Here is a 13,867-nt window from a genome sequence, read left to right on the forward strand (position 1 = left end):
TATTGAATCCTATTATGCAGCAGCTTCTTTTTTGTCTGAACTAATGAATTTCAAAACAATCAAGACGATGCCTATGCCTATGATCCCAGTAATGATATAGCTCAAATTGAGATGATTTTTCATGACAAGGGACATGACCGGAGGGCCTGCCGCAACTCCGATGAACCTGGATGACATGTAGAAGGAGGTTATCGTCCCCCGCTGTTCCTTTTTTATATTTTGAGTGATGATTGCGTCGAGTGTCGGCAATAACGCACCAATTGCTATGCCAACCAAGCTCGTTACGAGTAATAAAAGGAAAACTTTGTTTTTAGTAAAACCGACAAAAACAAGGCTGATTGAAAGGACAATTATACTAATCATGATGATCTTTTTCATGATTGGTAATTCACCCTTGATTTTTTTCCCTGCAACGTAAGAAGACACACAAAGGAAAAATAGCGGGATCGCTATCACTAAACCTTTTTTGACTCCATGCAAATCATGGATTTTTTCCAGATTATCAGACAAAAAGAAAAGAACGCCGAACAAAACCAACATGACAAATACACCAATCAGGAAAACTGTATATAACCATTTTCCTTCCTGCTTGAATATTTTTTTCGTATCATGCCAAAATTCTTTGAATTTCTTCGGATCATCCTTTTCCTTTGGTACCTTTATAAAGAAAAAGACCAAGACAATAGATATTAAACTGAAGAATGAAATCGAGAAGAATGGTAAAAACCAGATAAATGCAGCAAACAGGGAACCCAATATTGGACTAAGCACTTTCCCAAATGTATTCGAGGTTTCTATGATACCCAGACAAGAACTCGTTTTTTCATCATCATCCTTGTATAAATCCCCCACCAGAGGCAAAATGATAGGCGAGGCACCAGATGCCCCAATCCCCTGCAATACCCTCCCGATGATGATCCATGTATAGGGATTTTCCATTTTCCATGAAGCATAACCTGCGACCAAGCCACCAATAAGGGCTAGGATTAGACTTGGCAGGATCACCATCTTCCGTCCGAATCGATCTGATAAATAACCTGCTATGGGAATTAAAAAAATGGATGCAACGGAATAGCTTGTTATTACCATGCTTGATTGAAATGAAGATATTCCCACCTTATCCTCGAAAATGGGCAAAACCGGGATAAGCATTGAATTTCCAAGTGTCATCACCAATGGAATTGATGCCATACTGATCAGGCACCACACGCTTACATCTTTATTTTGCTTCTCATGACCTTCCATACTTACACTCCTCATCCATTATAAAAGCAACTTATTGCATAAAAGGTAACCATTTGTGAAATCAATATGTTTTGCATCATTTTTTAGATGTCTTAAATTATTATGTTATAGCTTTGATGGATTTATTCAGTAGCGCTTTTCCCAAAATTACCCCTTTTGACCTTTAAAATATTCTTCTCTTTTTTTTTACATTTGTTATCGACTAGGTGAACAGCAAACGAGACTATGATTCACCGTACCCACTCAAAAAAGGACTAAAAAGGTGGTACAAGTCCAATTGTTTGAATACATTCAAATAAGCGAAGATGTATCAAACGATGAGGTGATGAATTGGGTGTTTTTTTCAGCTATGTATTATTAGGTTTATCACTGGCGGCTCCTATCGGACCCATAAACGCCGCTCAATTGGACAAAGGAATCAAGAAGGGTTTTTGGCATGCCTGGATTTTTGGCTGGGGTGCCATTTTAGCGGATTTTGTTTTTATAGCCCTCGTCTTTTTCGGTGTCGTCCACTTTTTGGACAACCCCTTCATGAAGACATTTTTATGGCTTTTTGGATTTTTCGTCCTGACCTATACCGGAATCGAAAGTCTGCTAAGTGCAGGTAAGATTGAAGTGAATGCACGAAAAGCGAAAGATTCCCTTTTTTCTTCATTCCTGACAGGATTCATCATGTCCCTTTCGAATCCTTTATCCATTTTGTTTTGGCTGGGGATTTATGGATCCATTCTCGCAAACTCCGCTTCAAAATATGATATGGATCATTTACTTTTTTACAGTTCAGGTATCCTTGTCGGCCTCTTAACCTGGGATTTCGCAATGGCCATCATCGCCAGCACCTTCAGACGCTTTTTATCCAAACCCATTCTAATGGGCATCTCGATCATTTCGGGTATATCCCTTATAGGGATTGGCATTTACTTTGCCATCCAAGCAGCCAAGGTTTTATTTACATAAGCATTTACTCGTGAGTTCGTATTAAATAGATAAAACAGGCCGCCTATTTTATTATCCTTCTTTGTCCATGCCGGACACTTATCCCCCATTGTTCATAGCCTGAAAGGGTAAACACAAAGTATAATCACGGTTATTACTTTTATAATGTTCCATACTTTACTGTTCCATATTATTACGATAATTCTTATGCTAATTTGCCTTATTATGATGACAGACTGCCAGTACAAACACTGGTTCCAGTAACCACTATTCAGAGCCATTTAAACGCAGGCCGACAAGGTCATTGTTTCAGAGGTTTTTTGGGGTAACACCCTGCACACCTTTATTTTAATGGGGAAATAATGCTACTGGTATGGTACAGATACTTAAAGGTGGCATTCCAAATGAGGTTCATCATACAGATATAGTTGGATTACAATACCTAGGATTAACCTGCCCTGGCGGCGGGCACGGCAGCCCGGGTCGTAACTGTTTCCAGCAGTTCATTCCGGGCGTTGGCTGGGTATGGATTTGTAGATAGAAAGAAGACAGCCGATTTATTCGGCTGTCTTTTTTTATCCAAACCTAATCTAAGGAGCATTTACTCGTGAGTTTCGCGCATTTACTCGTGAGTTTCGTGCATTTACTCGTGAGTTTCGTGCATTTACTCGTGAGTTCCGGATTAGGCTGCTTTCTTGTTAGATGCTGCGTTCTTTTATTTGCTGGGCCATTTTCTTGATGAACGTTTCTATTGCGACATTTTCAACTTCTTGTTCCCCGTATTTCCGGACATTCACTTCATTTTCTTTCTCTTCTTTATCTCCAAGAACCAGCATATATGGGATTTTTCCCAACTGTGCTTCCCTGACTTTATACCCCAGCTTTTCATTCCGATCATCAATTTTCACTCTTATGCCTTGATTCTTCAGTTCTTTTTGAACCTTTAAACAATAATTCAAATGAACTTGTGAGACAGGGATGATCTGTACTTGCACCGGGGCAAGCCATGCCGGAAAAGCACCGGCAAAGTGTTCTATCAGAATTCCAAAAAAACGATCGATCGATCCAAAAATGGCACGATGAATGACGACCGGACGAACTTTTTCATTATTTTCATCGATGTAATTCAGATCAAATTTGTCGGGCATTTGAAAATCAAGTTGGATTGTTGCACATTGGTGGCTTCGTTTTAATGCATCTTTAATATGAAAATCAATTTTCGGTCCATAAAATGCTCCGTCCCCTTCATTTACTTGATAATGTATCCCGATGCTTTCCAGAACATTTTTCAAGGCTGTTTCAGAAGCTTCCCAAAGGGAATCATCGCCCATTGAATCCTCTGGACGCGTCGAGAGCTCCACGGAATACTCGAATCCAAAAGTGCGATACACCTTATCAATCATATGAAACACTTGTTTAATTTCGCTTTCGATTTGATCCTGCCGAACATAGATGTGGGCATCATCCTGACAAAATGTACGGACCCGCAGCATCCCGTTCAATGCACCGCTATATTCATGACGGTGGACTTGACCGAATTCGGCCATCCGGATTGGTAAATCCCTGTAAGAATAAAGACTGTTTTTGAAAATAAGCATATGACCCGGACAGTTCATTGGCTTCATCGCGAATTTTGTTTGATCCACCTCAGTGAAGTACATATTCTCATGGTAATGATCCCAGTGACCCGATTGTTCCCATAACCGCTGGTTCATCATGAAAGGAGTCCGAACTTCGTCGTAATCAGCTTCAGTCTGAAGCTCCCGCGAGAATTTCTCCAATTCATTTCTAACGATTTGCCCTTTCGGTAAATAAAACGGCATTCCAGGGGCTTCCTCCGAAAACATGAATAACTCCAACTGCTTCCCTAATTTACGGTGATCACGTTTGGCTGCTTCTTCCAGGAATTCAAAGTATTCCTGTAGATCCTTTTTCTTTCGGAATGCCACGCCATACACCCTTTGAAGAACTTCATTTTGATTGTCTCCCCGCCAATAGGCACCAGATACACGAGTCAATTTGAACGATTTTACAAATGATGTGGATGGAAGGTGCGGCCCTCTGCAAAGATCGACGAATTCCCCCTGTTGATAGAGCGTTAATTTTTGACCATTAGGGATGTTCTTTGCTATATCCAACTTGAATGACTCCCCACTGCCCTCGAATAACTTCACAGCTTCTTCATAAGTCACTTCGATCCTTTTCATTTCCAGATTTTCACTTATGATATGTTCCATCTCTTTTTCAATAGCTTGTAGATCTTCTGGGCTCAAAGGATGGTCTAACTTAAAATCATAGTAAAAACCATCTTCCACGACTGGCCCCATTCCTAATTCCACATTTTGGTACAATCTTTTCACTACCTGCGCCAAAACATGCGCCGATGTATGTCGTAATACTTGTAATCCTTCATCCGAATCCAGAGTCAAAATCGATAGTTCTGCATCATCATTCAGCTTGTGACTTAGATCAACCAGTTGCTTATCCAGTTTTCCTGCTACTGCCTTTTTCCTTAAACTTGAACTGATGGACCCTGCCACACTTTCCACTGTCATCCCTTGCGGATATTCCTTTTGCTCCCCATCCGGGAATTGAACTTTAATCATTTTTTCACCCATCACATAAACACCCCTTTTTAAGTAATAAAAAACGCACCCATCCCTAAGTAAGGGACGAGTGCGTTTACCCGTGGTTCCACCCAATTTCCCATAAGCAAGAAACACTCATGGCTCTGGAGCTTGTAACGCAGCTTAGACGATATCAGTTACTTTTGTTCACCGATATAGCTCAAAGGCGGTAAAACATTTTCCTAAGCCAGGAAGTTCGCAGCTGCCCTTCCCTCTCTGAAGACCGTAAAAATGATTCATGTCCTTATCATGGCAATATTTTTATATATAAAAAAACGCACCCATCCCTAAGTAAGGGACGAGTGCGTTTATACCCGTGATTCCACCCAATTTCCCATAAGCAAGAAACACTCATGGCTCTGGAGCTTGTAACGCAGCTTAGACGATATCAGTTACTCTTGTTCACCGATATAGCTCAAAGGCGGTAAAACATTTTCCTAAGCCAGGAAGTTCGCAGCTTCTCTTCCCTCTCTGAAGACCGTAAAAATGATTCATGTCCTTATCATGGCAATAATTATAATAATAAAAAACGCGCCCATCCCTAAGTAAGGGACGAGTGCGTTTATACCCGTGATTCCACCCAATTTCCCATAAGCAAGAAACACTCATGGCTCTGGAGCTTGTAACGCAGCTTAGACGATATCAGTTACTCTTGTTCACCGATATGGCTCAAAGGCGGTAAAACATTTTCCTAAGCCAGGAAGTTCGCAGCTTCTCTTCCCTCTCTGAAGACCGTAAAAATGATTCATGTCCTTATCAATGCTTCTAAAATGAAAATGGATTTTTATATTGTTATATATATTACAATATATTCCCATAAGTGACAACCTCAAATTTTTTAATTTCATTGCAAACACCGAATTGGTATAATTAGTAAAAAAGGAGTCTCTATGAAACGTTTAAGCAATTGGTCTATCGTATTTGCAGTGATTGGTACACTATCATTTTGCTGTTCCCTTGCTTTACCAAAAGCCACCGAGCAGCTTATGATTTCGGGATTCGGTGCGTTAGTTATTGGTATGTTATGCAGTTTCGGGGCCATGTATAAAAATGAAAAAGGAAAGTCGAAATTTTTGGCTGTGGCTGCATTCTTTCTTTTAAGTTTCATTCTCGTTTGGAATGAACCATTTCAAATTGTCAGGCTCTTGACCTGGATGAAAAATTAATCAAAATGAAAAACCCGTTTGCCATGACGGGTTTTTTGATTGGTTCAATCTTCATCGGCTATCGTTCGATTTGATTTCTTTAATCTAAGCCATAGCGTAAGTCCAGTGGACCAAAGAATTAGCGCGCAGCCAAAGCCGAGCAATGATAACGGTGCAAGGATTTGATGCTCCCCAAACATGAAAGTATCTGGCACAATAAGCAATGTGATAAGCGCCAATAAACAGAGAAGCACTCCTGTTGCATAGTAAACCTTGATTTGGAAAAGTGACGCCAAAGGTAAAAAATGAATCCCTACAATAATGGCGATGACTCCCGGTATAAGATCGGTCTGATTGATCAAGTTACAGACGGCAATGGCAATCCCAATCAGCACCGCTTCTGCAATGAAGACCATATTAAACAAAAATCCGATACGCTTCAGACGCCTAGCCCCATTTTCTGAAACTTGATTGGACATTTTTTGTGATGCATGAATTAATGAAATGCCTTCGATAACCATTATGATTCCTACGAATATGGCTGCGAGTTCCACATAGGGAACCCCCCACCCCTGCAATCCCATTATACCAGTACCTGCCCACAGTGTACCGAAGACCGCCATGAAAATGACTCCAATTCCAGAACCGCGATAAGCCTCTTTCATCCTCATTTTCCTTTCATCCACAGTAATAAAAGTACATAGATTAATAGTATTGCACACCTTCCCCAATTATTCAGTTATAAAAAATGGTTTATTGAAAAAATTACCATGATGCGAATTTTAATAGAAAATTGCCGCTTTAGTCGATATAACTGGATTTTCGTCGATATATCTCTATTTTCGGAGATATAACTGGATTTTCGTCGATATATTTCTACTTTCGACGATATAATTGCCGTTTTCGTCGATATATTTCTATTTTCGGAGATATAACTGGATTTTCGTCTGATATCGTCTAATTAAAGTCCATAAAAAAACCTGAGTCCCCAAAGGGATCTCAGGTTTTTATCTATTCATATCAAGCCACATCTGATTTATCAAATTGACAATCTTTTAATGATATTAATTTGGTCTTGTGATAAATCTTGTATCCTAACCAGATCGCCAGAAATATCGGTAATCCGATATAGGAGACGGCGACGCCATACCAGTCGATGCTGCCGCTTAGGAATGCTTGATAGTTCTGCCCTGCAATGACACCCATGCAAAGGACGAATGATAGGATCGGACCGAGCGGAAACCATTTTGCTTTATATTTCAATTCGTTCAAATCACCGCCCTGTGCAACATATGCACGTCTAAAGCGATAATGGCTAATTGCAATACCAATCCAGGCGATGAAGCCGGTTAGCCCCGATGCATTCAAAAGCCATGTAAATACATGGTCCCCAAAAATGGATGTCAAGAAGGCGAGCCCGCCAATTAATGCCGTTAGAATCAAAGCATTCATCGGAATTCCCCTGCGATTGACTTTGGCGAGGAATTGGGGAGCTTGTTTATCTTTCGCCATCGACCATAACATCCGCGTTGATGCATATAGTCCCGAGTTCCCTGCGGATAGTAAGGAAGTCAATACGACCGCATTCATGACGGATGCCGCGAATGCCAGTCCTGCCCGTTCAAAGACAAGTGTGAAAGGGCTTACAGAAATGTTTTCGACATCCCCGTTCAGCAAACTTGGACTTGTATATGGAATCAAGAGGCCGAGTATCAGGATGGCTCCGATGTAAAACAATAGAATGCGCCAAAATACTTGGCGGATCGCATTCGGAACATTTTTTTCGGGATTCTCACTTTCCCCGGCAGCAATACCAACCAGTTCCGTGCCTTGAAAAGAAAATCCAGCGATTAGAAAGATAGAGATGATCGATAAAAATCCTCCCTTGAATGGTGCCTCGTCCATGGTGAAGTTTTCAAATCCGATCACCTTTCCGCCAAAAACCCCAAATATGGTCAATAAACCAATAATGATGAAGCAAATGATGGCAATGACTTTTATTAAGGCAAACCAATATTCAGATTCACCATAGCTTTTAATGGATAGGGCGTTGAGGGTGAAGACGATTCCAAGAAATAATGCACTCCATATAAGGCTGGGTACATCAGGGAGCCAGAATTTCATGATGATGGCTGCAGCAGCTATTTCCACGGCAAGGGTGACTGCCCAGTTAAACCAATAATTCCAGCCAAGTGCAAAGCCGAATGCTGGATCAACAAAGCGTGTGGCGTAGGTGGAAAATGATCCCGACACAGGCATATATGTCGCCATTTCCCCTAAGCTCGTCATAAGGAAATAAACCATGATTCCAATGCAGGCATAGGCAGCAAGGGCACCGCCGGGCCCTGCGCTCTGGATGGTTGCCCCGCTTGCCAGGAATAATCCGGTTCCTATTGAACCGCCAATGGCAATCATGGTCATATGCCTTGCTTTCAGTTTCCTTTTAACTGTCGGTTCTTGATTATCAATGAGATTCATGTCCATATGGTTCCTACCTCATTTTCTTTTAAAGTTAAAAGTTCAAGAAATAAAAGAGTTTTTAACAACCGCTTTGTGAAAGTCTTAATAGTTCGCTTCACTTGCTGGGATACTATCCAGTTTAATTGCCATTGCCTGGTATCGTCTCCCTATTCCCGGCCTGGGTGACCCCATCTTGCTCAGGCTCCATTCCACACCATTGAATTAATGTAAGGGCAATGATTTCGGCTGTTGAGAACACGTTGTCGAGCAGGATGTATTCATTTGGATAGTGTGCAACCTCGGTTACTCCTGGCCCGAAAACGATTGCAGGCGTTTCACCGACATGTGTCAGCAATCCCCCATCCGTTCCCCAAGGGGAGGCTTCAATGACAGGGTCCTGTCCGGCAACTTGCCGATATTGATGAACAAGCGCATTCATCAGTTCATGCTCTACATCAATTGCTCCTGGAACCCAGCGTGCCCCGAACCATTCCAATACGGGCGGGTTTTCCTTGAACCATTGGTCCACTTCCCCCAGCTGTAATAACCAGGCCGCCATTTCATCCTTCGCCTGCTCCATCGTTTCCTCCGGCGCAACGCCCATCCTTCCTTCGATTTTCACAAGGTCAGGGACGGATGACGGCCAATTACCGCCTTCAATGACACCTAGATTGATTGGAATCGGAATAGGCGTGTTCTGATAAAGCGGATCACTGATACGTGCATTTCGCTTTTCTTCCAAGGCACGAATATGATTGATGACAGTCATGCTTTTTTCAATCGCACTAACGCCTTCATACCTTGTTCCGCCATGGGCTGACCGTCCTTTAACATGGATTCGGAACCACATCGAACCCTGCTGTTTCGGGAAGATCCTCATATTCGTCGGTTCAGGGATCAGGGCGGCATCTGCTTTATATCCCCTCAGGACGGCCGCCAAGGTTCCGGCCCCACCGCTTTCTTCTTCAATCACACTTTGAAAAATGACATCTCCTTTTAATTGGATGCCATTTTCCTTCAATGCCTGCATCGCAAGGATCAGCGATACATTTCCACCCTTCATATCGGTTACACCGCGACCAAACATTCTTCCATTTTTAATCGCTCCACTATAAGGGTCGTCGTCCCACTGCTCCCGGTCCCCATCCGGAACCACATCGATGTGTCCGTTCAAAATGATGGAACGTCCGCCTCCAGTCCCTTTCATGATACCTACCACATTGGGGCTGTTGGAAAATTCACTGCGTGGAGAATAGAAATAAGAATGCTTTTTCAGCTCGCCGCCGTCAGGTTCCCAACTATCGATCTGCAAACCCATTTCCTGCAGCTTTTGGGCGACGATGGCCTGTGCCCCTGCTTCATTTCCTTGCGTACTTGGGGCTTGAACCATTTTTTGCAATAGGGTTGTTCCTTCTTCCCGATGATCCTTGATCCATTGGTTTATCCGTTTTTTTATATCCGGCACATTTATCCTCCTTAATTACACATATTCTCATAGATTACTGAAAGTCCCATCCCACCTGCCATACACAACGTTACCATTCCATACTTAACTTGTGAACGCAACATTTCATGCATCAGTGTGACTGTCAATTTTGCACCTGTTGCTCCTACAGGGTGACCAAGTGCAATTGCCCCTCCATTGACATTGACAATATCCTGATTCAAATCTAACTCCTTGATCACTGCAAGTGCTTGGGCAGCAAAGGCTTCATTAAGTTCAATCAGTCCGATATCCTCTAACGATAGACCTGCTTTTGCCAATGCCTTTCGAGTCGCTGGTACGGGTCCAATCCCCATAACTCCAGGTTCAACTCCTGCACTGGCGAAAGCCTTTATTTTCAAGAGCGGTTTTAATCCCTTTTCTTCTGCTTGCTGCTTGGACATTAATAGTACAGCTGCAGCTCCATCATTCATAGGACAGGCATTTCCTGCCGTAATGGTTCCTTCATTTTTGAATACTGCTGGAAGACTGGCTAGTTGATCTAGATGAATGTCCTCGCGTACCCCTTCGTCATGGTTGAAGATTTGAAGTCCTTTTCGATCCTTGATTTTAAGCGAAATAATTTCTCTATCAAAGCGCCCCTCTACTATAGCTTTCCAAGCCTTCTTGTGGCTTTGATAAGCAAATTGATCCTGTTCTTCACGACAGATACCGTATTTTTCAGCCAAGCGCTCGGCAGTTATTCCCATATGCTCATTTCCCAAGGAACATATTAATCCATCTGCCAGCAGAGCATCCTCCATCGTTACGTTTCCAAATTTACCGCCCCATCTATTTTTCACGATATAAGGCACATTGCTCATGCTCTCCACTCCGCCGGCAATGATTACGTCTTCTTGACCAGCGGCGATAGTTAAAGCGGCGTTGGTAATGGCCTTTAAACCTGATCCACATGCTTTGATTACAACGTGGCCTGGGACACTGTGTGGGAAACAAGCCATCTGCGACGAAATACGGGCCGAGTTAAGTCCGCCTCCGTGGACATATCCATGTCCGAAAATCACTTCATTTACCTTTTCTTTACCTAACCCGGAATTATCCATTAAACCTTCCAATACTTGACGGCCCAATTCGGTAGCTTTAACATTCCGTAGTGATTTGCCAAAGGATCCAACTGCAGTTCGCGCTCCAGCAACGATGACAACCTCATTCATGCTTTTTTCCTCCTCTTACCTATTCAATGGTGTTGACAGCAGCATGGATTTTCAATGTCGCCTCTGTATTCCTTATCACATCATCCACGGTATATGGCGCCATGACTTCCTTCAGCACCAACCCCGCTTCTGTAACCTCCATGACAGCCATATCCGTAATGATTAAATCCACACTCTGCCTTGCCGTCAATGGAAGCGTGCATGCCTTCAATATCTTCGATTCACCCTGCTTATTCACATGATTCATCAGGACGATCACCTTTTTGGCTTTCTGGGCAAGCTCCATTGCCCCGCCCATACCCGGCACCCGCTTTCCTGGGACGATCCAATTCGCCAAATCCCCTTTTTCACTGACTTCCAGGGCTCCAAGGATGGTGATGTCGATGTATCCTTTCCTGATCATTCCAAATGCTGTTGCACTATCAAAATATGAAGCTCCCATTACAGTGGTGATCGGGAACCCTCCCGCATTACAGAGGGCAGGATCTTCTTGCCCGGGATCAGGGCTTGGCCCCGTACCGAGAACTCCGTTTTCCGCATGGAACAGCACATGGATATCTTGAGGAATATGGTCGGCCACCAAGGTAGGGATGCCGATGCCTAAATTGACGATCAATCCGTCATGGATTTCCTTGGCGGCGCGTTTCGCGATGCGATTTCGTACATCTACTGCCATGCCCATTTCCAATTCACCCCTTTTGTCGGAATCACCATATCTACATAAATGCCTGGTGTGGCAATACATTCAGGATCCAATTCGCCTACAGGAACGATTTCCTCCACTTCCGCAATCGTGAAGGTTCCAGCCATCGCTACCAGCGGATTGAAGTTACATGCAGTCTTGTCGTACACTAAATTCCCCAGCGAATCTGCCTTTTTGGCATGGACGATGCTGACTTCAGCCGTCAAAGCGGTTTCCACCAAGTATTCTTTTCCTTCTATCACCATCTTGTCCTTGCCTTCTTCGGCTATCGTACCAATCCCGACATCGACAAAAATCCCGCCTAAGCCTACACCGCCAGCACGAATCCGTTCGGCTAATGTCCCTTGCGGTGAAAATTCTACTTGCAGCTTTCCTTCAGTCATGAGCCTGCCGGCATTAGGATTGGAACCGATATGCGAGGCGATCACTTTCTTTGCCCTTTCAGCAGTCACAAGCCGTCCAATGCCGATGTCAGGGAATCCAGTATCATTGCCAATCAAGGTCAATTCCTTGACGCCCTTGTCAAGGATACCCTGTACGAGTGTCGGAGGAGTCCCCACTCCGCCAAACCCGCCATACATGAGTGTGCATCCATCGGAAATATGCTCTAATGCTTCTTCCATGGTCACAATTTTGTTTTTCTTCATAATGACCTGCTTCATATCGTTCCTCCTAAATAGCCTGCATGTCCTCAATCAAACCTTCCGTGTGCAATTCTTGCTGCAACTCTTCGAGGGAAGCTTCCAGTATCTTGACGAGGGTATCGATTTCTTCATTCGTAATGATTAATGGCGGAGATATGATAACCGCATCGCCAGCAATTCCTTCAATCGCACCTGCAGCAGGATAGATCAACAGCCCCTTAGCAAAAGCCTTATTGACAAGCCTTGTAGTCAGGCCGATTTGCAAGTCGAATGGCGTTTTTGAAATTCGATTGGAGACAAACTCAAGCCCAAGAAGAAGCCCTTTCCCTCTTACATCACCAATGATGTCGAATTTCTCAGCCAATCCTTGCAGCTTCTTAAACAGATATTGACCTTTCTCTTCCGCTGCCTGAACCAGGTCATTTCCCTCAATGTAGGAAAGCACTTCTAATGAAACGGCCGCAGATAGAGGGTTTGCACTATATGTGTGTCCAGCCATGATGGATTTCGAGCCTTTTAAAATGGGCTCCATGACACGGTCAGTAACCATTGTGGCTGCCATTGGAGTATAGCCTGCGCTCATTCCTTTACCCAATGCGATGATATCCGGAGTGACTCCCCAGTGTTCCATCGCGAACATTTTTCCTGTCCGTCCGATTCCCGTCATTACCTCATCGGCAATAAAAAGAATGTCATAGTTTTCGCAGATTTCCTTAATCCTTTGATAGTAGCCATCCGGCGGTGTTACAGCACCAGCGGATGCCCCGATTATCGGTTCTGCGATGAAGGCGGCGATATTCTCGGAGCCAACCCTTTGAATGGCTGTCTCCAGTTCATTTGCACACTGGAGCTTGCATCCGGAAGTTTCATTATTATAAGGACAGCGATAACAGTAGGGAGCCGAAATGCTAGGGAAATCCTCCAATAGCGGAACAAAACGCTTTCTTCTTGGTACATGGCCGGACATCGATAAAGCGCCCATCGTGATCCCGTGATAACTCGTCCACCTGGAGACGATGCGGTTTTTTCGCTCAAACCCTTTTTCTTGCCAATGTTGAATCGCGATTTTCATCGCCGTTTCGGTCGCTTCCGATCCACTATTCACGAAAAATGACCAATTCAAATCCCCAGGAGCCAACTCACTTAGCTTTTTGGCCAATGCCTCTGCGGCTTCACTCGTAAAATGAGACCTATATGCAAAAGAAACTTTGCGGGCTTGCTCCGTCATTGCCTCGACAACATCTACTACACCATGGCCAATACTTGCTGTGACCGCTCCTGATGATCCATCTATATACTGATTTCCATCTATATCATAAAGATAAATTCCATTCCCATGAGAGATAGTGGGATAGTGATGATCTAAAGTAGGCTTAATCAAATAATTGCGTGTCATGTCATCTCTCCTTTTAACGTTCGTACCCACTGTGCAATATTCTATTAATCAAT

At 43.4% G+C, this 13,867-nt stretch carries 12 protein-coding genes and 3 other annotated features; of the genes, 2 read left to right on the forward strand and 10 right to left on the reverse strand.

Annotated features, from left to right (window positions below):
• Nucleotides 1–12: 12 nt before the first annotated feature.
• Nucleotides 13–1,245 carry an MFS transporter gene (locus tag FNK51_RS20865; RefSeq protein WP_260397923.1) on the reverse strand — a complete coding sequence of 411 codons (1,233 nt, stop codon included), beginning with the start codon at nt 1,243–1,245 and terminating at the stop codon, nt 13–15.
• Nucleotides 1,246–1,575: 330 nt separating this feature from the next.
• Here FNK51_RS20865 and FNK51_RS20870 point away from each other — a divergent pair, with 330 nt between their 5' ends.
• Complete coding sequence (locus FNK51_RS20870) at nt 1,576–2,202, forward strand: LysE family transporter (protein WP_141994542.1); 627 nt, start codon at nt 1,576–1,578, stop codon at nt 2,200–2,202.
• Nucleotides 2,203–2,629: 427 nt separating this feature from the next.
• On the opposite strand, the gene FNK51_RS26710 is transcribed toward FNK51_RS20870, so the two are convergent.
• On the reverse strand, nt 2,630–2,782 hold the full coding sequence (locus FNK51_RS26710; protein ID WP_181762310.1) for a hypothetical protein: 153 nt from the start codon (nt 2,780–2,782) through the stop codon (nt 2,630–2,632).
• 97 nt (nt 2,783–2,879) lie between these two features.
• Nucleotides 2,880–4,787 carry a threonine--tRNA ligase gene (thrS, locus tag FNK51_RS20875; RefSeq protein ID WP_483296134.1) on the reverse strand — a complete coding sequence of 636 codons (1,908 nt, stop codon included), beginning with the start codon at nt 4,785–4,787 and terminating at the stop codon, nt 2,880–2,882.
• 59 nt (nt 4,788–4,846) lie between these two features.
• Nucleotides 4,847–5,068, reverse strand: a binding site (T-box leader).
• A 31-nt stretch (nt 5,069–5,099) separates the two neighbouring features.
• Nucleotides 5,100–5,323 (reverse strand) — a binding site (T-box leader).
• 30 nt (nt 5,324–5,353) lie between these two features.
• Nucleotides 5,354–5,577 (reverse strand) — a binding site (T-box leader).
• Nucleotides 5,578–5,698: 121 nt separating this feature from the next.
• Here thrS and FNK51_RS20880 point away from each other — a divergent pair.
• Nucleotides 5,699–5,974: a hypothetical protein gene (locus FNK51_RS20880; RefSeq protein ID WP_141994544.1), complete on the forward strand. Its 276-nt coding sequence runs from the start codon at nt 5,699–5,701 to the stop codon at nt 5,972–5,974.
• A 44-nt stretch (nt 5,975–6,018) separates the two neighbouring features.
• Here FNK51_RS20880 and FNK51_RS20885 read toward each other — a convergent pair whose 3' ends face one another.
• From FNK51_RS20885 to FNK51_RS20915, 7 genes are all read right to left on the reverse strand, one after another.
• On the reverse strand, nt 6,019–6,624 hold the full coding sequence (locus FNK51_RS20885; protein ID WP_141994545.1) for a DUF7010 family protein: 606 nt from the start codon (nt 6,622–6,624) through the stop codon (nt 6,019–6,021).
• A 349-nt stretch (nt 6,625–6,973) separates the two neighbouring features.
• Complete coding sequence (locus FNK51_RS20890; RefSeq protein WP_260399736.1) at nt 6,974–8,437, reverse strand: amino acid permease; 1,464 nt, start codon at nt 8,435–8,437, stop codon at nt 6,974–6,976.
• Between the two features lie 115 nt (nt 8,438–8,552).
• Nucleotides 8,553–9,878: a peptidase gene (locus FNK51_RS20895; protein WP_098372465.1), complete on the reverse strand. Its 1,326-nt coding sequence runs from the start codon at nt 9,876–9,878 to the stop codon at nt 8,553–8,555.
• Between the two features lie 11 nt (nt 9,879–9,889).
• Nucleotides 9,890–11,071 (reverse strand): thiolase family protein, encoded by a 1,182-nt coding sequence (locus FNK51_RS20900; RefSeq protein WP_141994546.1) that lies wholly within the window; start codon nt 11,069–11,071, stop codon nt 9,890–9,892.
• 19 nt (nt 11,072–11,090) lie between these two features.
• Nucleotides 11,091–11,753, reverse strand: a complete 663-nt coding sequence (locus FNK51_RS20905; RefSeq protein WP_141994547.1) for a 3-oxoacid CoA-transferase subunit B — start codon at nt 11,751–11,753, stop codon at nt 11,091–11,093.
• The gene (locus FNK51_RS20910; RefSeq protein ID WP_141994548.1) at nt 11,738–12,436 is read right to left on the reverse strand and encodes a CoA transferase subunit A; all 699 of its coding nucleotides are present in this window, start codon (nt 12,434–12,436) and stop codon (nt 11,738–11,740) included. The genes FNK51_RS20905 and FNK51_RS20910 overlap by 16 nt, the downstream gene beginning before the upstream one ends.
• A gap of 10 nt (nt 12,437–12,446) precedes the next feature.
• Complete coding sequence (locus FNK51_RS20915; protein WP_141994549.1) at nt 12,447–13,814, reverse strand: aspartate aminotransferase family protein; 1,368 nt, start codon at nt 13,812–13,814, stop codon at nt 12,447–12,449.
• Nucleotides 13,815–13,867 lie beyond the last annotated feature (53 nt).

The sequence above is a fragment of the Bacillus sp. B4EP4a genome (genome assembly GCF_006680105.1).
Taxonomy (GTDB): domain Bacteria; phylum Bacillota; class Bacilli; order Bacillales; family DSM-1321; genus Peribacillus; species Peribacillus simplex_E.

What these genes read in the sequence shown, in the direction of transcription:
- FNK51_RS20865 (WP_260397923.1), bottom strand. Translation starts at nt 1,245, where the DNA reads ATGGAAGGTCATGAGAAGCAAAATAAAGATGTAAGCGTGTGGTGCCTG.
- FNK51_RS26710 (WP_181762310.1), bottom strand. Translation starts at nt 2,782, where the DNA reads ATGCTCCTTAGATTAGGTTTGGATAAAAAAAGACAGCCGAATAAATCG.
- thrS (WP_483296134.1), bottom strand. Translation starts at nt 4,787, where the DNA reads ATGATTAAAGTTCAATTCCCGGATGGGGAGCAAAAGGAATATCCGCAA.
- FNK51_RS20880 (WP_141994544.1), top strand. Translation starts at nt 5,699, where the DNA reads ATGAAACGTTTAAGCAATTGGTCTATCGTATTTGCAGTGATTGGTACA.
- FNK51_RS20885 (WP_141994545.1), bottom strand. Translation starts at nt 6,624, where the DNA reads ATGAGGATGAAAGAGGCTTATCGCGGTTCTGGAATTGGAGTCATTTTC.
- FNK51_RS20890 (WP_260399736.1), bottom strand. Translation starts at nt 8,437, where the DNA reads ATGGACATGAATCTCATTGATAATCAAGAACCGACAGTTAAAAGGAAA.
- FNK51_RS20900 (WP_141994546.1), bottom strand. Translation starts at nt 11,071, where the DNA reads ATGAATGAGGTTGTCATCGTTGCTGGAGCGCGAACTGCAGTTGGATCC.
- FNK51_RS20905 (WP_141994547.1), bottom strand. Translation starts at nt 11,753, where the DNA reads ATGGGCATGGCAGTAGATGTACGAAATCGCATCGCGAAACGCGCCGCC.
- FNK51_RS20910 (WP_141994548.1), bottom strand. Translation starts at nt 12,436, where the DNA reads ATGAAGCAGGTCATTATGAAGAAAAACAAAATTGTGACCATGGAAGAA.
- FNK51_RS20915 (WP_141994549.1), bottom strand. Translation starts at nt 13,814, where the DNA reads ATGACACGCAATTATTTGATTAAGCCTACTTTAGATCATCACTATCCC.